Annotated in this window: 19 protein-coding genes; 18 read left to right on the plus strand and 1 reads right to left on the minus strand. The window is 42.2% G+C overall.

Annotated elements, in window-relative coordinates; all coding sequences use genetic code 11:
• From ODU55_RS03845 to ODU55_RS03930, 18 genes are all read left to right on the plus strand, one after another.
• A complete protein-coding gene (locus ODU55_RS03845; protein ID WP_398581931.1) occupies positions 1 to 762 on the plus strand; it encodes a BRO family protein in 762 nt (253 codons plus the stop codon).
• A gap of 140 nt (positions 763 to 902) precedes the next feature.
• Positions 903 to 1,478 carry a DUF4355 domain-containing protein gene (locus ODU55_RS03850; RefSeq protein ID WP_398581932.1) on the plus strand — a complete coding sequence of 192 codons (576 nt, stop codon included), beginning with the start codon at positions 903 to 905 and terminating at the stop codon, positions 1,476 to 1,478.
• Between the two features lies 1 nt (position 1,479).
• Positions 1,480 to 2,364 (plus strand): phage capsid protein, encoded by an 885-nt coding sequence (locus tag ODU55_RS03855; protein ID WP_398581933.1) that lies wholly within the window; start codon positions 1,480 to 1,482, stop codon positions 2,362 to 2,364.
• Between the two features lie 19 nt (positions 2,365 to 2,383).
• Positions 2,384 to 2,740, plus strand: coding sequence for a phage head-tail connector protein (locus ODU55_RS03860; RefSeq protein WP_398581934.1), 357 nt, complete (start codon positions 2,384 to 2,386; stop codon positions 2,738 to 2,740).
• A gap of 9 nt (positions 2,741 to 2,749) precedes the next feature.
• Complete coding sequence (locus tag ODU55_RS03865) at positions 2,750 to 3,028, plus strand: hypothetical protein (RefSeq protein ID WP_398581935.1); 279 nt, start codon at positions 2,750 to 2,752, stop codon at positions 3,026 to 3,028.
• Positions 3,025 to 3,369, plus strand: a complete 345-nt coding sequence (locus tag ODU55_RS03870; RefSeq protein WP_170244246.1) for an HK97 gp10 family phage protein — start codon at positions 3,025 to 3,027, stop codon at positions 3,367 to 3,369. The genes ODU55_RS03865 and ODU55_RS03870 overlap by 4 nt, the downstream gene beginning before the upstream one ends.
• A gap of 6 nt (positions 3,370 to 3,375) precedes the next feature.
• Positions 3,376 to 3,735, plus strand: coding sequence for a hypothetical protein (locus ODU55_RS03875; protein ID WP_398581936.1), 360 nt, complete (start codon positions 3,376 to 3,378; stop codon positions 3,733 to 3,735).
• Positions 3,736 to 3,747: 12 nt separating this feature from the next.
• Positions 3,748 to 4,350: a phage major tail protein, TP901-1 family gene (locus ODU55_RS03880; RefSeq protein WP_248050628.1), complete on the plus strand. Its 603-nt coding sequence runs from the start codon at positions 3,748 to 3,750 to the stop codon at positions 4,348 to 4,350.
• Positions 4,351 to 4,409: 59 nt separating this feature from the next.
• On the plus strand, positions 4,410 to 4,889 hold the full coding sequence (locus ODU55_RS03885; protein WP_248050630.1) for a hypothetical protein: 480 nt from the start codon (positions 4,410 to 4,412) through the stop codon (positions 4,887 to 4,889).
• Between the two features lie 98 nt (positions 4,890 to 4,987).
• A complete protein-coding gene (locus tag ODU55_RS03890) occupies positions 4,988 to 5,197 on the plus strand; it encodes a hypothetical protein (RefSeq protein ID WP_238715959.1) in 210 nt (69 codons plus the stop codon).
• A 9-nt stretch (positions 5,198 to 5,206) separates the two neighbouring features.
• A complete protein-coding gene (locus tag ODU55_RS03895; RefSeq protein WP_398581937.1) occupies positions 5,207 to 10,162 on the plus strand; it encodes a phage tail tape measure protein in 4,956 nt (1,651 codons plus the stop codon).
• Between the two features lie 11 nt (positions 10,163 to 10,173).
• A complete protein-coding gene (locus tag ODU55_RS03900) occupies positions 10,174 to 11,016 on the plus strand; it encodes a phage tail protein (RefSeq protein ID WP_398581938.1) in 843 nt (280 codons plus the stop codon).
• 9 nt (positions 11,017 to 11,025) lie between these two features.
• Positions 11,026 to 15,717, plus strand: coding sequence for a phage tail protein (locus ODU55_RS03905; RefSeq protein WP_398581939.1), 4,692 nt, complete (start codon positions 11,026 to 11,028; stop codon positions 15,715 to 15,717).
• A 16-nt stretch (positions 15,718 to 15,733) separates the two neighbouring features.
• Complete coding sequence (locus ODU55_RS03910) at positions 15,734 to 15,964, plus strand: hypothetical protein (protein WP_398581940.1); 231 nt, start codon at positions 15,734 to 15,736, stop codon at positions 15,962 to 15,964.
• A 2-nt stretch (positions 15,965 to 15,966) separates the two neighbouring features.
• Positions 15,967 to 16,317 (plus strand): hypothetical protein, encoded by a 351-nt coding sequence (locus ODU55_RS03915; protein ID WP_398581941.1) that lies wholly within the window; start codon positions 15,967 to 15,969, stop codon positions 16,315 to 16,317.
• Between the two features lie 3 nt (positions 16,318 to 16,320).
• Entirely contained in the window at positions 16,321 to 16,749 is a 429-nt protein-coding gene (locus ODU55_RS03920) for a hypothetical protein (RefSeq protein ID WP_398581942.1), read from the plus strand.
• A gap of 1 nt (position 16,750) precedes the next feature.
• Entirely contained in the window at positions 16,751 to 17,101 is a 351-nt protein-coding gene (locus tag ODU55_RS03925) for a phage holin (protein ID WP_398581943.1), read from the plus strand.
• Positions 17,085 to 17,804, plus strand: coding sequence for a CHAP domain-containing protein (locus tag ODU55_RS03930; RefSeq protein WP_398581944.1), 720 nt, complete (start codon positions 17,085 to 17,087; stop codon positions 17,802 to 17,804). The genes ODU55_RS03925 and ODU55_RS03930 overlap by 17 nt, the downstream gene beginning before the upstream one ends.
• A 412-nt stretch (positions 17,805 to 18,216) precedes the next feature.
• Here ODU55_RS03930 and ODU55_RS03935 read toward each other — a convergent pair.
• On the minus strand, positions 18,217 to 18,658 hold a 442-nt coding region (locus tag ODU55_RS03935; RefSeq protein WP_398581945.1), incomplete at its 5' end, for a transposase.

Below are 18,658 nucleotides of genomic sequence, written 5' to 3' on the forward strand. Positions count from 1 at the left end.
ATGGAACTACAAATTTTTAAGAATGAACAGTTTGGGCAAGTACAACTTGTGGAGATTAACAATGAACCTTGGTTTGTTGGAAAAGAGATTGCTGAGATTTTAGCATACAAAGAACCTAATAAAGCTATTGCTAGACATGTTGATGAGGATGATAGGATGAAACATCCTATCATAGACAGTCTGGGTAGAAGTCAAGAGACTTATATCATCAACGAGAGCGGTCTATACTCGCTTATCCTGAAATCTAAGTTGCCACAAGCCAAGCAATTCAAACGTTGGGTCACATCAGAAGTCCTGCCAAGCATTCGCAAGCATGGGGCTTATTTGACTGACCAAATGGCATTTAACATCACTCACGACAAACAGGCATTAGCAGACTTGCTGTTGATGGCTGGTAATCAGTTGAAAGAGAAAGAAGCGATTATTCATGGTCTAGAAGCTGAAAAGTCGCGTCTGACGGTTGAAAATACCATTATGCAACCAAAAGCGGAGTATTTCGATGAATTGGTTGACCGTAATCTTTTGACTGGTATTCGAGAAACCGCAAAAGAATTAAAAATCAAACAGAAAGAGTTTGTTCAGTTCTTGCTTGATAAGAAATATCTTTATCGTGACAAGAAAGGGAAACTGCAGCCGTTTGCTGGCAAGTATGAAGACCTTTTTGAACTAAAGGAAAGTCGAAACGAAAAGACTGGTTGGGCAGGTACTCAACTCCTCATCACGCCTAAAGGACGTGAAACTTTTAGACTTCTGTTTATCTAATTACATAACCTAACCGTGTCGAATTCGATGCGGTTTTCTTTTTGTCCAGACCTTTGCCGATGACACTAAAAGCTGCACTGTTTCGCCGCCGGGCGTAAAACGAGATTATCGGTTGGCGGCGTAACCGCTGGAGGACAATTATGTCAGAAGAAATCAAAGAAGAAGTGTCAACAGAAACCGAACAAGTCGACACACAGGAGTCTGTTGATACCAAGCAGGAGCGGACCTTTACGCGTTCGGATTTAAGCAAGATGATTGCAGCTGAGCGTGCGAAGTGGGAGGCTGAACAAGCCCAAGCTCTTGAAAACGCTAAGAGTGAGGGAGAACGCTTAGCCAAGTTGTCGAAAGATGAGCGTGCCAAGGAAGAAGAGCAAAAACGGCTAGATTCCATCGCAGAACGAGAACGTGCGATTGCTGAAAAGGAGATGCGAATTGCTACCTTGGAAATCCTACAAGACGAAGGTTTACCGACAGAATTCTTAGATGTTGTTTTGGCTGATTCCGCGGATCAGGTAAAATCCAACATCTCAAACTTGCGAACAATCTTTGATGCAGAAGTTGAGAAGCGTGTAGATGCACGATTGACTCAACACAAGCCACGCCAGGGGAACACCCAGGGTGGATATACAAAGGCTGAAATCATGGCGATTTCAGATACCGAAAAACGCCAGCAATTAATTGCTGAACACAGACATCTATTTACAAGAGGAGGCTAAAATGGCTGAAACAAATTTGACTAAAATGAATGATCTTGGGGAAATCAAGACGATTGACTTCGTCGAAAAATTCTCCACAAATATCAAAGAATTATTGCAACTTTTGGGCGTGACACGGATGCTGCCACTATCCAGCGACATGAAAATCCAGACTTACAAATGGGATGTGGTAGAAAAGACTGACGCAGTTGGAGAAGGTGAAGACATCCCGTTGTCTAAAGTTACTCGCAAGAAAGCGAAAGAATTTACTGTGGAATGGTTTAAGCGTCGTCGTGCAGTAAGTGCTGAAGCGATTGCTCGTCATGGTGCTTCCCGTGCTATTGACGAAGCGGATTTGAGGTTGATGCGAAACATTCAAAACGGCATCAAGAAGCAATTTGTGACTTTCTTGGGCGCAAATCCAACTCGCATTGAATCTACCAGCTTGCAAAAGGCTCTAGCAGCATCTTGGGGTAAAGCTGCCACCTTTGAAGAATTCGACGGCGCGCCACTCGTTTCTTTGGTTAACCCACTTGATGTCGCTGATTATCTTGGCGATACCAAGGTCCTTGCTGATGCTTCAAATACCTTTGGCATGACCTTGCTCAAGAACTTCTTGGGTACTGAGAATGTTATCGTTTTGAACGCTATCCCACAAGGAAAAGTCTATACGACAGCAGTTGAAAACTTGGTTTGGGCATATTTAAATGTCAACTCATCAGACCTAGGAAATCTCTTTGCAGACTATTCCGATGAAACTGGTTTTATCGCAGCATCTCGTGATCGTCAATTGAAAAACTTGACTTTTGAGTCTGTATTCTTTGGAGCTAACACACTCTTCGCTGAAATCCCAGAAGGTGTCGTAGAAGCTACTATTCAAGCAACTGCACCAGGCGTTGGTGGGTAATTAAGATTAGGAGGATTCAATGGACAAGGCAAAACTCAAGGATGAAATAAAAATCTATAAAGGGATCGCCAGCACAGATACTGCTCAAGACGAATTGATAAATTTGGCTATTGGTGAGTCCATTGAACGCATCCTAGCTAAAATCAATGATTATAGCGAAATGGAAGTTTTGGATATCCCTTCCAACTTGACTTTTGTAGTTCGTGATGTAGCTATTAAACGATACAATCGCTTGAATAGCGAAGGGGCTAAGGCTGATAGCGAGGAAGGGCGGTCGTTTAATTGGGATAGCTATCTTGATGAGTACGATACAACCCTTCGTCGTGTTGCTCTCGGCCGTAGACAGACAGGTCGAGGTGTTGCTAGATTTTTCTAGGAGGTCAATATGATTTACAACGACCGTGTAGTTTTAATTCGAACAACAACCAAGGACGAATTCTTGGGGCAAACGAAAGTCAAGGTTGAATCCAAACCAATCCCTTGCATGAGAGGAACTCTGACGGACAAGGAATTTATTGGGGTGTATGGGAAGTATACTCTCGAAGCTGTGAAATTGCATTTACAAGGCAATCACATGGACATCCAGTCCGTTAAGTATAGAGGTAAAGAAAGAGCTATCGCAGGACTAAAGTATCACAAGAATAGCACGGTAATTTATTTATGAGTGTAACTTACCGCGTCAAAGGTCTAAAACGGTATCTTAACCAAGTCCAACAGATGCCTAAGCGAGCTCAGCAAGCTGTCAATAGGGAGCTTAGTCGGTCAAGTTTGAGGGTTGAATTGAGAGCTAAGGAATTGGCTCCATGGGATACTGGTTGGATGAGTTTGAGTATCTATAGTGCCCAGTATCGCTTTCTGGTGTGGATGGTATCTTCACCGGTTGATTATTCAATCTATGTCGAATTGGGAACTCGCTATCAATCCGCTCAACCGTTTCTCTTTCCTGCTCTCGAAGAGGAGTACCCAATCCTGATGAGAAATCTCAGTAAAATGTTTAGGAGGTAATGGAATTTGGTGTACCAAGTATCCACGGTGTATCTCAAAAGTGTCCAAGACAGACTTTCGAATCTGGAGTTGCCGATTCACTTAGAGCTTCCATCTCCAGATGTGCCCGAACCATTCATTGTCATTGGAACCAATTCCTCAGACTCTGGCAAGACTGCTCAAACAGGGGTACTTATCGAGGATATGACCGTGCAAATTGATTGTTTTTTGCCAGGGGATAGTAGGACCTACGCCGAAGAGATGCGTTCGAAAATAGTCCGTAGCCTTGGCAGAAACAAGCGTATTACAAGCAATGTGTTGCAGGACAAGTCGATTGGCCGTCTTGTCTATCACATTGTTGTCAAAATAACAGAAACTATTTATTAAAGGAGGACTGTAATGTCTGAAGAAAAGAAAAACATTGAAATCACGACTGCTAAGCCGATTACAGGAAATAAGATTTTCTACTTCATCCAATCGGTGGATGCAGAACTTGGCAGCGCTGCTATGTTGCCAGCCTATCGTACAGACGGAAGTACTACTCTGGGTGGTGAGTATCTTGATGAGCAGACTCAACAAGGGCGTCTGGTCGAAAAGTCAACAGATGAGCACTCTGTGGACCTAACACAGTATTTCGCTCCTGCTGATCCATCGATTGGCGTGGTAGAAGAGGCTTCTCGTACTGGTAAGAGCATTAAGGTATGGGAAGTAATTGCAGATGAATCGGTCAAGAAAAATGAAGGCGGCAAAGATTTGTATCCTGCTAAATTTGGATATGCTAAGGTTGCAGATTTTGAGCGAAATAACGCAGTTGGCGAATTCGTCGAAGTAAGTTGGACTGGCAATGTCATCGGAGCATTGAAAGATGGAATGTTCCCGCTTACCAAGGAAGAAATCGAAATGCTGAATAGTGTTTATGAATATCAAAATCCTGGTGAAACAACTGGAGACTATGACAATATTCAAAGTGCTCCGGTTAAGCCAGAACCTTCTAGCTCTTAATGATTGGTATTTTGTTAGGGTTGACTTAGGTCAGCCCTTTTATTTATTGGAGGAATAAAATGGAAATTAAAGTAAAATCAACTGTAGTGAATATTAAATTTGATTACGCATTGATGTTTAGCGTTGACAAAGAATTGGCTACACGAAATAAGGAAACAGGTCAAAGCAATAACGATGGCGTCGGGGCTCTATTCTTAAAAATCCTTAACAAGGAAGATTCTGGTATTGTGGACCTAATTAAAATTTCCATGCCTAAATCTGCTAAGAATGTCGCAGAGAACGATATCATTGCAGCTGTCGGCAATCACATCGAACATTTGGTCGTCGAAGAAGGGATGGAAATTGAGGCAGCATACGATTCTATCTTCAATGAAATCAAGCAAGAAATGGTTGATTCCGGTTTTTTCAAGAGCAAGATTTCGAAGTATTTGAAGAATTTGGAAAAGGCTCGTCGTTACTTCGAAACTCAGGAGGACTCAGAAATGCAACTGGAAGAGTTCGACGAAATTATTGGTACGATGAAAAGCGCTCTGTCTTAACAGAGTGTGCTAGACTCGGTCTGACAGACCTTGATACCATTTATTCTTGCAATAAGTGGGAACTAGATGCCCTACTAGAAGGCTTGAATTATCGGAAGTTGGATGAACAAGAGCATTTAGCAGAGTTAGCTCTGAACTTACGCTACACATTAAATGCTAAAAAAGTGTCTCCAAATAAGCTTTCGAAGAAAAAACAAAAAGAAAAAGTACGTAAAGCGTTCAATGCTTCGAAGAAAATAAAACTAAATGGGCCGACCGATATGTTGGCAAGAATCGAAAAATTAAACGCTCATTTTAGAAATAGATAGAGGTGAGAAATGGCTTTTGACGGAGCTATAAATGCCTATATCGGAGCAGATACGAAGTCATACGAGCAAGCCATGAATGAGATTGCTGCATCTACTCAAAAAGCTTTTCAAAAGGCTCAAGACTCAGCAGTCAACAGTTCAAATCGTTTGGTTCAAATGGTCGGGCAGGTCATGGCTCAATTGGCAAGCAACGGTCAATCTTTGGGTCAGCGTTTAGGCAATGCTTATTCGACCGGATTGAATCTTTCGCTTGGTGAAATTCAACGTATTGCTTCCAGGATAGGCGAAAAGATTCCTGAACCCATACGAAGTAGTTTTCGAAATGTAGCAAAGGATATTGTCTACCCATTCAAAATATCAGCAATGCAAATTAAAAACAATTTGCAATCTGCTTTTAATTTTGACATCTCCAAAGCTATAAAGACCCCGTCTGGGTTACTTAATCAGTTAGTCCACTTAGTTAACAATGTAACGGACAAAGTTACCACAAAGCTCTATAGTATTGGTAGTGTCTTTAATAACACTGCTGGGAACATGACCAGTCATGCAAAAGTTTTTGAAGTAATAGGTAGCGGAGCAAATTCTTTAGCTAAAAAGTTGAGAAATCTTCGAACTGAGATGGTTGCATCTCTTGGAAAATCTGCTCTTTCTGCAAGTGGCAAGGGTTGGACACAGATTTTTCTTGATATTGCCAAAGCAGCAACTGCCCCTAACGCCCCTATCAAAGCGCTAAAAGGGGTGGTAGATGGTACTGCAGCTGGTGTACGTGCGACGCTTGGAAATTTAGGGTTTGCATTTGAGGGGTTGGCGAATAAACTGCCTCAACCTTTCGATCGAGCTACTCGGAGTGTGAAGGAACTATTTAGAGCGACATTTGCAGATCTGTTAAATCCTCTCAGAACTTCACTCGGTGGAGTTGGAAATCTTCTTACAGATTTCTCGGGTCGTTTCACGTTTGTAAGTAAGCAAATTTCGAACACACTTGGCGAAAAGGCAACAAGTCCTATACTACAATCGTGGACAGCTCTGTTTTCAAAATTAAATGCAAAGGCAGATTCTTTTAACAATTCGTTTGCTGGTAAATTAACCAATACTGTTGGGAAGTTGTCAACAAAAGTCAGCCAAGGATTAGGTGCTGGTTTCCAAACTATGGGGAATAAAGCCGTCTCAGCCTTGACTGGCATTGTAAGTCATACGAATAGAGCTGCGAGCGCATCTACCAATTTAATCCAACAGGTTGCTGGTATCTCTCTTGCATACGCCGCATTTAACGGCATCAAGACAGCGATAGGTGGTGCTATTACCAAATCTGCTGACTTTGAAGCGAAATTGAGTAGCATCAAGGCTGTAACTGGCTCTAGTGCCGAAACGATGGCACAATTCAAGGATGCGGCAATTAAAGCTGGTGCTGAGACCGCATTTTCAGCGAGTGAAGCGGCGGATGCGATTGAAGAGTTATCCAAAGCGGGGGTGTCCACTAAGGATATCTTGGCGGGCGGATTAACAGGAGCTCTAAACCTAGCAACTGCTGGGGAACTTGATTTGAAGTCAGCAGCTGAAATTGCTTCGACTGCTTTGAATGCCTTTAAAAATGATAATTTGACAGTAGTAGATGCTGCAAACCAGTTAGCAGGTGCAGCGAACGCATCAGCAACAGATGTTGGTGAGTTGAAGTATGGGCTTTCCATGGTATCTGCAGTAGCGTCAGGACTTGGATTATCATTTAACGATACAACAAATGCTTTGGCTGTGTTTGCTCAAAACGGGCTTAAAGGCTCGGATGCAGGTACGTCACTCAAGACGATGTTGATGAACTTGCAACCGCAGACTAAGAAAGCTCGAAACTTGATGTCAGATTTAGGTCTGATTACAGCAGACGGTGCAAACCAATTCTTTACCGCTGAAGGTAAGATTAAGTCGTTTGCAGAAATTTCGGAGTTGCTGAATACAAAACTTGGTCATTTGACTGACCAAGAGAAACAGTTAGCGCTCAAAACTATGTTCGGCACCGATGCTGTTCGTGCAGCAACCATTGCGATGAACGAAGGTGCTGATGGTGCGAACAAGATGCAAGCCGAAATCAGTAAGGTAACTGCTGCAGATGTAGCTGCCGAGAAGCTGAACAACTTTAAAGGTGCGATAGAAGGACTTAGTGGGTCATTCGAAACGCTTCAAATTAAAGTCGGTAGTGCCATATTGCCGATTTTTACTGTCTTTGTGAAAGCATTAGACCGATTTATTGACAAACTAAGTCAATCTCAAGCGATTGATAACTTTGTCAATATGATGAGCAAGATTCCTCCAGTTCTGGATCATTTTTTGAACGGAACGAAGGTATCAAGCCAACAATTGGATGCTTTCAAGGCTAGCATTAGCAATGTTGCACCGGCTATTGCTTTGTTGGTCGGCTCATTGGCATTTGGTCCAGCTGTGGCAGGGTTGCAAATGCTCACGGCAGGACTAGGCGGTGTAGCTGTCGGAGCTCTGAAATTTGGTGGACTATTTTCTGGCGTGATATCCAGTGCATCGTCGGTTATCAGTTTACTTGCCGGCAAAATGACAGGCTTGCCAGCCACCTTTGGTAATGCTGCCAGCAAAGGACTGTCTGTTTTAGCTATGATGACACAAGGTATGTCTAGTGTCGTAAGCATAGCACTTGCTTCTGTCGGTCCTGCAGCTATCCTTGGAATGGTACTGGTTGGGCTAGGTCTTGTCTATAAAATGTTTGGAGACAAGATTGACGAAGTATTAACAATGGTACAGACCAAGGGGCCTGAAGTCATCCAACGATTTGTGACAGGAATTACAAGCGAGATTCCTCAATTAATCACATTAGGTTCTGAACTAATTGCTAAACTTGCTCAGACTTTTGCAGTCATGTTCCCGGTCATTGTCCAGGCCGGTGTAGATATTATCGGATCGCTAGTAAGTGGGGTTGGGCAAAATGCTGGTTCTCTCATTAGTTCGGCACTTACTGTTTCTACAAGTTTCGTTACAACTATTATCTCTGCCTTGCCTCAATTACTAATTATTGGTCTTGATTTTCTAAACAATCTTGTTTTGGGGATTATACAGAATATTCCTCAGATTAAAGAGTCTGCAACACAAATCATAACTCAGTTTACAAACGGGATTCAAAATGATTTGCCGACAATTATTGCTAAGGGCGCTGAGATTCTAACTAATCTTGTAAATGGTGCGATTCAACTATTACCTGTTGTGATAAGTTTAGCCGGTACAGTTATCACAACGTTGATATCTGGATTTGTTCAAAGCTTGCCGACCTTGCTTGGTACTGGTGTGACTCTCATTGTCACATTTGTATCCGGATTAATCCAAAATCTTCCAATGATTGTTCAAACAGCAATGGACATTGTTCAGTCGCTAATTGGTGGAATCATCCAAGCTTTGCCACAATTGATTGCTGCTGGAATCCAATTGATTGCACAATTGGTTGTGACATTGATTATGGGATTGCCTCAAATTATAGAGGCAGGGGTTAAACTTATCCTCGGACTCGGTCAAGCGATGTTAGAAGCTATCCCAAATGCTTTGTCTGGAGTTTGGGAAGGCATCAAGACAGGCTTTTCTTCAGTTTGGGACTTCTTGACTGGTAAGAGCTCGGAAACGACTGAAAAGGTTTCGACAGATGCTCAAACAATGACTACAAATGTTGCAACGCAAACAAGTCAGATGTCTACGAACACTAACGTAGATATGACAGCGATGTTGAACAGCATTAATCAAAATATGGGGCTTGCAAACATACAGGCTACCAACCAAGCTACTCAAATGGCGACTGGGGTTAATGGACAAACCGGAACGATGAGTTCACAGGCAATTCTTGACTCAATTGCATTAGCTAATGGCGTGACCTCAAACTTAAACACTGCCAACGTGTCCGCAACTTCTGCAGCTCAGACAATGGCTGATGGAGTCAATCAAGCTGCATCATCAATGAATTTGTCGGCAGTAAACGAAGCTTTAGGTCTGTCTGATGGGGTAACATCGAATTTACAAACGGCTCAAGCAAATGCAAATAATGCTGCATCGACCATGAATGCCACGGTCACTTCAAATATGACCTCGATGCAATCAAACGCAAGTAGTGCGACGAGCGGTTTGGCAAGTAATGTTACGGCCGGGTTAAACCAAGCCTCAAGTTCAGCGAATGCTTCAAGTGCGCAAATAGCTAACAATGTGACAACTAACTTTAATAAAGCTAAGTCATCTGTCGATAACTCCATGAAAGGTATTAATCAGACAGTTACAACTAGCTTTAATAAATTAAATGCTGATATTCAATCATTTGGCAATAAATTTAATTCAACATTTACCAATTCATTCCGCAAGGCATCTGACGTAGCTCGAAATGGCATGAACACCGTTCAAAACGCAGTTTCCAACGGCATGAACCAAGCGTTAAACGTTGCAAGAAACGCGGGTAATCAGATGATCAATGTTATGCGAAGTATAAGCGGAGGGATGAATTCTGCCGGCTACTATGCAGGCATCGGCTTTGCCAATGGCCTTGCTAGTTCTTCCGGTTCTATCTATGCTATTGCTAATTCAATTGCAAATAACGTTGTAAGTACTATTCGCAGGGCGTTAGACATCCATTCGCCGTCTCGAGCAACTTTCGCCTTGGGTGGATTTACCGGTGAAGGTATGTACAATGGTATGGCAGATTGGCTAGGGAAAATCGAAAGCATGGGTCAGCAATATGCCCAAGCTGTTACAGATCAAAAGTACGGATTAGAAAGTCACATCACCTCTACAGGTTCGATTTCCTCCAATGGAATTTCAAACTCTTTAGAAAGTTTGAGTAGTGAAATCTTAGAAAGTCAATTATCAGAGCCAGTCTTTGAAATCCACAATGAACTGGTTGGTGATGAGATTTACACCTCTGTCAAAGAAAAAGAATCAAGAGAATACCAAAAGAATGAATATTTTATTTATGAGTAGGAAGGGAAAATATGGATTTATTGATAAATAAAGAGGGTCTGGCAATCAGACTCTCCCAATTAGGTTTATACAACATAACTATCAGTGAGTCTTCTCCTGCTCTTGAACTTGATTCTCGAAAGGTGCGGGGGCGTTCTGGGAAAATACTAGCAGATGCAGTTTTTGTCGAAAAAACAATACGGGTTTCGGCAAGATTATCTTGCATCAGTATTGAAGACTTTGAAGCAAAAAAAGATAGTTTAAATGCCTTGTTAATGGATGATGAGGCATTTTTTATCACAAAATTGGTGCCAGTCAAAGATGATTTGTACAATTTTGAATTGCCTGGGCACACGACCGGGGATATAGTTGTCTCGGATTTGCCACACAAATCATGGCATTACCGATACCAAGTGCTTTCCGAGAATGGATGTTCTTATTCTTTTATAGGAAAATCGTCAGCAGGATTGAAGTATGATGTATCAATGTCTTTTGTCACGACGGGGCTACCGTTTGGACAGACCGTTCCGAGGGAACTTACGGTAACAAACAAGCTCATACCGTATAGCGGAACTGCTAAACTAAGTCAATTAGATTGGCCTTTTGAAGTTGAATTAGTTTCGGCTGGGGGTCAATCTAGTTTTTATTTTGAAATCGATGGAAGGCGATTTACTTTCGAACAGGCATCGAATTTGACGCTTGGTGATAAATTCAGGCTCAAGGGCATCGAAACGATTTTAAATGGTCAAAGCGTGACAGCTAAAACCAACCACGAATATTTCGTGATTAAACCAAGTATTGGAAAACAATCTCAAATTATCACAAATTTCAATGGCACTATTAAGTTTTTGAATTTTGTGGAATTGTATAAATAAGGAGGTGCTATGCTAACATTTTTAGATCACAAAGGAAATGAAATTGGCGCATTAACGACCTTCAAGTATACCAATTCCGTAAATGGCGAAAGGTCGCTTTCGGGGACTGTGCATGGAAACCTAGAGATAGAAAAGGGATGGGGTGTTCGATTTGAAGATGAGTATTACAAAGTCATTTACGCAAAACCAAAAAGTCTTGGAAAATTAAACATCGTTCAGTTCGATGCCGTCCATCAATTCTTCTGGGATTTTGATAAGTCTTCTGTCTATTCGGAATTGGATGGTAGTTATCCATTTCAAACTTTTCTGGATCATATTTTCAACGGCAGTGGCTACCGATACAACCTTGAAGTAGAAGTCGGAAGTTTACGAAAACAGAATTTTGGACTGAAAAAGAGACTTGAACTATTCAACGATTTGATAAAACACGCTGGTGTTGAATTCCATGTTCGCGGAAAAGTGGTTCGAATATTGGAACGGACCGGCACGGATTTATCTACGGTTGTCCGCAAAAAGTTAAACTTGAATGATCTAAGCATCGAAAAAAGAATAGGTGATTTTATCACTTATCAAAAAGGCCTAGGGGCTTGGCATGATGAGAATGACCATTCGAAGGGCAGACTTGAAGTAGAGTATGTCTCTCCGTTAGCAGCAATCTACGGCCGTTTGGAAGGCGAGCCATATGTAGATGAACGATTTTCAATAGCCGAGAACTTCCTGGAAGTGTTGAAAAAATCTGTTGAAGATAGCTATTCTATCTCGGTTCAGTTGACGATGGAGGACTTACACAAGGCTGGTTATCAATACACCAGACCGTTGGCTGGAGATTATATCACGGTCATTGACGAAGATATCAATTTTAAAGAACGTGTACGTATCGTCTCGTTTGAATCCGAATATGATATCAAAGGTCAAGTGATTGATCATACCGTCACTTGTAATGATATCGGGTCGGTTAAGAAACAAAGCGTTGGATATAGTTCGCTAAAGAGTAGTGTGGCTAATGTTTCAAAAGAGACAGAAAGCGCAATTCAAACGGCAAATAAAGCATTGGTATCAGCGGATGGCAAGTCTACTGTGTATTTTGGTACTGAGTTTCCACAGGATGTACCTAAAGGTACTTTGACAAAAGGCGACACTCTTTATCTTAAAGTCGGTGATAAAACCAAAATGTACTACTGGAATGGCGCAGAGTGGTTAGAACCGCCAGTGGTAAATGATGTCGAGGCTTTTAAAGAAAGTATCAATACTGAAATCGCCCAAGTCAATCAATCCATGCAATCCCAAGCCGATGAACATGACAGGCAGGTCGCAGGCATACTGTCCAAGACTCAGTCTGTCGAAGCCCTTGCCAACCGAGCCAAATCGGATGCAGCAAGCGCCATCGCCAGGGCTAACCAGGTCAAGACCGAGGCTATTGCAGATGCAAGGGCGCAGATTGCGACGGTTAGTCAAGCGTTAAATACTGCTAAGTCCGAGCTACAGACGGCAATTGCAAGTGCTGACCAAAAGGCTAGAGATAGCCAAGCAAGTGCCACAGCCTTGCGAAATGACCTTAACTTGCAGGCTGCTAAAATCTTGGAACAAGCACAAGCACAGACGGCTTTGACTAATCGAGTGACGACGGTCGAAACTCTGGCAGATGGTACTAAGACGACTGTTGCAGAGCTGTCTAGAACGGTCAATAAAACGACTGGTGACATAGCAAGTGTATCAAGTCGAACCAAGACTGTTGAGGACACTCTGAGCCAAACAAGGACCCAATACGACGCACTAACGCAGACTGTCAATGCCCAGACAGGGCAGATTGATAGTATCAATCGTAAGACCGCTGACTTGCAAAGCGGGATTGATGGGGTGACAGAGCGGTTCGAGAATTTGCAGGTCGGTGGCGAGAATTTGTTGCTTAACGCAGGGTTTGAGGGGGCTACCAACTCTACTGCATCCTTTACCGTGGGTGGCGTCACTTATATTGCAAAGCGAATTCCAAATTGGCATGACCTATACAATAGTGGTGTTGCAAATCCAACAACATCTTATCATGCTATCTATAGAGAGTCTTTCGAGGGGAAAGGCCCTGTAATAGAATTCAACGAATCTGACGGGTCGCGAAACTGGAAAGCTATTTCAGCTATATTAGACACAAAAAGTTTGACTGTTGGTGGAAACTATATGTTTTCTGCAGATATATATTCTACTGGTACAGGTACTAAAGTTTGGTTTGGTTTTTATTCTTACAATAAAAATGGTGTGCGAAATTTCCACTCAGGTCAAGCCACTATCAATATTAGTACGATAAACAAATGGCATAGAGTTGCTGGACAGATAAAACTCAATGAAGACATTGATCTTTCGAGAGGTACAAATTTCTATATCTATGCTTTCAATTTTACAACTAATTCAATCCTGTATTTAACTAAGCCAAAACTGGAAATCGGGACTGTTGCAACAGCTTTTAGTTTAGCTCAAGAAACCATCCGCTCAGAAATCGCTACCTACAAGCGCACCGCAGAGGAATCTAGTGCAGAGCTGTCCCGCCAAATCCAACTGGTTGACGGTAAAGCAGTAGGTGCCAAGACTTACGCCCAGCAGACGGCTGATGCAATCAAGACAAGGCTGGAAAGTTTAGAAATCTATAAGAATGCGGAAGGGGCTAGAGCTGAGCAGTATCTGACGGCTAGTCGGGAGGAGACAGCGAGACAGTTAACTGCCGAGCGTACCGCGATTGCTACTAACTACGTTGCCAAGTCTACCTATGACGAAAATGTCCGCGGAACAACGTTGAAACTCAATGATATTAAGACGACCGCTGACACTGCCAAGCAAAATCTAGCGACTTATCAAAATACAGTTGACCGCAAATTGACCGAGCTAACATCAACCACGCAGACGCTTGACGGGAAAATCAATACTGCAAGTGCAAAAATCACTCAAAATGCTAACGAAATAAGCAAACGTCTGACAAGTACACAAGTCGATAAAGCAATCACAGATAAAGGGTATCAGACTAAGAGTGATGTTGATAATAACATCACAGGTCGAAGCTACATTACCAGCAGCGCCCTACAACCTTATGCATTATCAACGACTGTGCAGAATCTTGTGCAAGAGACAGCTGGTAGCTTTGAACGTCAGATTACAGAAACAAGAGGTCTGATACCGACGGAAGTCAATCAAAATCTTTTTGATGTTGTTTTTAGTGATTTAAGAGCAACTGGAGGTGCTAGCTTTGTACAATCTGATGATGGTTGGATTGAGGTTACGATTAAAAATAGGTGGTCTGGCTTCTATTGGCTTTATTCGGATAATATAAAACCGTCAGAAAAACAATATGTGTTGAGCTATGAGGCTTACCTAGTGGATACAGTCGCAAATACTGCTTATCTTGAGACGGACTTTGGCAGTCCAGACCAGTCTTTACTTATCGACAAAACACCGAAGCGTTATACAGTTGTATTAAATAGACCTGCTAATATCTATAATTACATCAATTTTGTGTGTAATTCCTCAGAAACTGGTAAAAAATTTAGAATTCGAAATATTAAGCTTGAGGAAGGGATTGTTGCGACTCCTTACATTGCGCCATTTCCAACAACAGTATTGTTTAATACAGTCAAAGACACCGTAGATGCTCACAAGCGCCTCATTGGCAATGGCGATAGCATATCGCAAGCAATCCAATCTGCAAACAAATTTGAGCGGTCTATTTCAAGCGGTGGTGACATTTATCAAGCGATTGAGACGGCTAAAGGACTAGTCACAGAGGTATCTGGTACTAATGGACTTAAGACGCAGGTTAGTCAACTAAATAACTCCTACGCTATCAAGAATCTTACTAGCGCTGGCAACGTATTAGGACAAATCAACCTCAATCCGGACGGTTCTGTCCGAATTAATGAGGGGCTTATCAGCATTGGAACTAAAACCTACATCAAAGACGGTGTTATCGCATCGGCAAAAATTGCAAATTTAGACGCTGGCAAGATTACATCTGGCTATTTGGATGCCGCACGAATTAGAGCGGGTGCTATCGATGGTTCAAAAATTGCATTTGACGAGGCATTCTTCAACGGATTGACCGCAAACCAAGCCTACTTGAAGAAATTGTTTGCCAAGGATGCATTTTTGACGGCAGTCCAAGCTGTAAGCATATCCGCTAGTCAGATTTCAGGCGGAATCCTGACGGCAACAAACAGAGCAATGCAAGTCAACCTAAATGCTGGTCAAATTATGTACTACACAGGCCAAGCAGCACTCAAGCGTGTTTTAACTGGATATCCTACCCAGTTTGTTAAGTTTGCAACAGGTACGGTTTCTGGCAAAGGGAATGCAGGAGTGACCGTAATTGGATCCAACCGTTGGAATTCTGAATCGTCAAATGACGGTGGATTTGTCGGTATTCGTGCTTGGAATGGTGCAAATATAGATTCATTGGACTTAGTTGGAGATGAAATCAGATTGGCAAGCTCTGCTTTTGATAATCCTGATGGTTGGGATGTGAAAACCCTTGATTCTGGTCTAAGAATTGCACCTCACAATAGAGCAGCAGAGCGGAACAGTCGAATTGAGGTTGGAGATGTGTGGCTTATGAAAGGAAATGGAACCTATTCATCATTACGTGACATTCTCAATGCTTTCAATGGAAACTTCTCAAAAGGTCCAAATGCTAATTCTTATACTTACTACCCTAATGGATTCTAAACTAGAAAGGAATAATATGACTCAAGAACAACAACTCATCCAAGCTCTACGCTTGACGATTGATGAATTAACTAGCAAGCTAGCCGAAGAATCAACGACGAAGAATATGCTAGCTGTGCAATTGACAGCTGCTGAACAAGATAAACAGGTCTTGTCTCAACAAAACAATCAATTGCAAGAGCGAGTTTCCGAATTGGAAGCTCTACTCGACGAACAAACTAAACCGGAAATCATTGAAGGAGAATAATCATGACTGAAACTACTAACAACACATTACTTAATTTGGAAGAAACTACACAACCATTTGACCTTGCGACTGCGCTGACCTATATGAAAGAACACGGAGAATTTATCCGATGCAAATCCGCTAATCAAGACTTTTATATGTATCGCGACGTGCAGAAACGTCCTGCAATCGTAAATGGGCGTCGCAAGTTTGTGGATGTGGAAACCATCTGGGCCTTTAATCAGTGGGGCGGTACCGCTGCGACAATTAATATCGCTGATATGCTCAACGAGGAGTATTGGATTATGAAATTTGACGAAAATGGCAACCCAGATTGGACAGACCCACAAGGGGCAGAATCAACAGAGGTCTAGCCTATGCCAGATAACATTTTACACATCATCGGAGCGGTGGCACCTACCATTGGTGTCATCGCTACTGGTGGTTTTGGCTATCTTGCAGCACGTTCTAACAATCTCAACAAGACCCAGTTTGGTGAGCTCAAGCAGGGTATGGAAGACATCAAGGGTGATGTGTCCAACTTAAAGAAAGTTGCAGATGACAACCAAAACAGCCTTAGCGATGTCAAGGAAGAGGTAGGCACGCTTAAAAATAGCAGTCGCAGTAGCCGTCGGTACTTGTTGTATAAGGACTTGGAAACGGCCATCGAGCGAGGATGGACAACTCTTGAAGAACGTCGGGAAATCGCCAAGCTGTTTGAATCGTATAAGGTTTTAGGCGGCAATGGCGAAATTGAAACTATGTATGGCATCTATTGTGAGTTGCCATTGAAGAAGGAGAATTGATATGAATCAACTTACTGAACTTATTATTGGCTCGGCTACAGGTATTTTTGCTATTGTAGCCGGAATGATTGTCCATGAAGTCAAGAAGTATCTGATTGCAAAAGGTGGTAAGCGCGCAGTCGAAATCACAGAGATTTTGGCACGGAACGCTGTCAACGCAGTTGAGCAGATTACAAAACTAGACCAAGATAAACACGTCGATAAGCTAGATATGGCTAAACGTCGTGTAACAGGTCAGTTGGCCAAGTACAATATCTATATGACTGATACACAGTTAGAGACCTTTATTGAATCAGCTGTAAAACAGATGAATGATAGTTGGAAAGGAGAAGACAATGACAACAGTAAATGAAGTAGTCAATTTTGCTAAAGACCTAGCCAATCGTGGTCAAGGCGTAGACTATGATGGCTGGTACGGCAACCAGTGCGTCGATTTGCCTAACTGGATTTGTGGCAAATACTTTGGTAAAGCTCTTTGGGGCAATGCCATTGATTTGATAAAGTCAGCCAAGCAACACGGGTTTGAGGTGCATTACATGCCGACCTCAGAGCGTCCACGCCCGGGAGCTATCTTTGTCAAGAATTATTGGGCTGGCGACGGTATCAACTATGGGCATACGGGTCTGATTATCGGAGTCAGTGGCAATACTGCCCAAACTATCGAGCAGAACCTAGTTGGTAATCTGTCTGTCGGTGGTCCTGCTCAGTATTCTAGTCAGCAAATCAGCAATCTTGTTGGCTGGTTTTATCCACCTTACAGCGACTCTACTGCAGTGGCGACACAGGCAAGTAGTGGCAATCTCGGTAAGGTCAAAGACGAGCAGGGGACAATGACCGTTAAAGTATCTCTGCTCAATGTCCGAGACAAGCCTGGTCTAGACGGTAAAGTTGTAGCCACTTACACTTATGACGAGCAATTTAACTATGATTCGGTCTATATTGCCGATGGATACATTTGGGTATCGTATGTTAGCCGTAGCGGTGTACGTCGCTATGTAGCAGCAGGAGAGGAGTCGAATCGGCGTAACGTGGTGCCTTATGGTACGTTTAAATAGATTTTCAGCCCAGCGGTTTGCTGGGCTTTTTTTGTTTGACAAAATCGCAAATTTGACAATAATGGTTACAAGATTTGGTTTCTATTTTGACAAAATGGGCAAAATGACAGAATATGAGTCAGGAGTAAAGGGTTTTATTTTGCTAATGAAATGACATGTAACTCGCCCCAAATCTGCCCCAAAAGTTTAAAAAAATGAGTATAGATAAGTTGATAATGCCATAAAAAATGGCGAATATCAAGGTGTTTTTTAGATATGCAACAACTTGTATTGCTATAAAATTCCTGCAGGGGAGATAAAAACACGACAAAAACCCTTGATGCACGAGCCCACTGAAAAAGTCTCCAGTTACTCCGACCCTTATAAAAAAAAATAGGAATTCTCCTAAATGATTGGGAGAATTCCTATTTTTCTATTCTTCCTTTTGGTCTATTAAGGTCATAATTCGCTTCATATTGACTACAAATATGGTGGTGGCTGCTTGTAATTCCATGTTGAAAAGACCTGATGCTCTGGCGACATCAAGACCGTGTCTTTGTTTCAATTCCGCATTTTTAGCTTCAATCTTGTAACGGTTTCTTGCCATTTCTTTGAAGTAAGGTGTTTCCTGGAATCGTTTTTGAAAAAGATGCTCATGACTCTTAATCGTAACGGAATAGGTCTTAGTCTGTGCACCTTCTTTATAACAGCCCTCTTTACTAGGGCAAATCTTACATTTTTCCACATCAAAGTAATGGGTAATAACCTGATTACTATTTTGATTTTTCTTACCCGTCCGAGCTTTTCGAACAGCCATATGTCCTTGAGGGCAGACAAAAAGCCCCGCATCCTTGTTGTATTCAAAGCAATCGCCT

The sequence above is a fragment of the Streptococcus sp. 2022WUSS037 genome (assembly GCF_044427225.1).
Taxonomy (GTDB): Bacteria; Bacillota; Bacilli; order Lactobacillales; family Streptococcaceae; genus Streptococcus.

Excerpts from the sequence above, each read along its gene's own strand:
- ODU55_RS03870 (WP_170244246.1), top strand. The coding sequence starts at position 3,025 with ATGAGTGTAACTTACCGCGTCAAAGGTCTAAAACGGTATCTTAACCAA.
- ODU55_RS03900 (WP_398581938.1), top strand. The coding sequence starts at position 10,174 with ATGGATTTATTGATAAATAAAGAGGGTCTGGCAATCAGACTCTCCCAA.
- ODU55_RS03905 (WP_398581939.1), top strand. The coding sequence starts at position 11,026 with ATGCTAACATTTTTAGATCACAAAGGAAATGAAATTGGCGCATTAACG.
- ODU55_RS03925 (WP_398581943.1), top strand. The coding sequence starts at position 16,751 with ATGAATCAACTTACTGAACTTATTATTGGCTCGGCTACAGGTATTTTT.
- ODU55_RS03850 (WP_398581932.1), top strand. The coding sequence starts at position 903 with ATGTCAGAAGAAATCAAAGAAGAAGTGTCAACAGAAACCGAACAAGTC.
- ODU55_RS03895 (WP_398581937.1), top strand. The coding sequence starts at position 5,207 with ATGGCTTTTGACGGAGCTATAAATGCCTATATCGGAGCAGATACGAAG.
- ODU55_RS03860 (WP_398581934.1), top strand. The coding sequence starts at position 2,384 with ATGGACAAGGCAAAACTCAAGGATGAAATAAAAATCTATAAAGGGATC.
- ODU55_RS03880 (WP_248050628.1), top strand. The coding sequence starts at position 3,748 with ATGTCTGAAGAAAAGAAAAACATTGAAATCACGACTGCTAAGCCGATT.
- ODU55_RS03865 (WP_398581935.1), top strand. The coding sequence starts at position 2,750 with ATGATTTACAACGACCGTGTAGTTTTAATTCGAACAACAACCAAGGAC.
- ODU55_RS03920 (WP_398581942.1), top strand. The coding sequence starts at position 16,321 with ATGCCAGATAACATTTTACACATCATCGGAGCGGTGGCACCTACCATT.
- ODU55_RS03930 (WP_398581944.1), top strand. The coding sequence starts at position 17,085 with ATGACAACAGTAAATGAAGTAGTCAATTTTGCTAAAGACCTAGCCAAT.
- ODU55_RS03855 (WP_398581933.1), top strand. The coding sequence starts at position 1,480 with ATGGCTGAAACAAATTTGACTAAAATGAATGATCTTGGGGAAATCAAG.
- ODU55_RS03915 (WP_398581941.1), top strand. The coding sequence starts at position 15,967 with ATGACTGAAACTACTAACAACACATTACTTAATTTGGAAGAAACTACA.
- ODU55_RS03885 (WP_248050630.1), top strand. The coding sequence starts at position 4,410 with ATGGAAATTAAAGTAAAATCAACTGTAGTGAATATTAAATTTGATTAC.
- ODU55_RS03910 (WP_398581940.1), top strand. The coding sequence starts at position 15,734 with ATGACTCAAGAACAACAACTCATCCAAGCTCTACGCTTGACGATTGAT.
- ODU55_RS03845 (WP_398581931.1), top strand. The coding sequence starts at position 1 with ATGGAACTACAAATTTTTAAGAATGAACAGTTTGGGCAAGTACAACTT.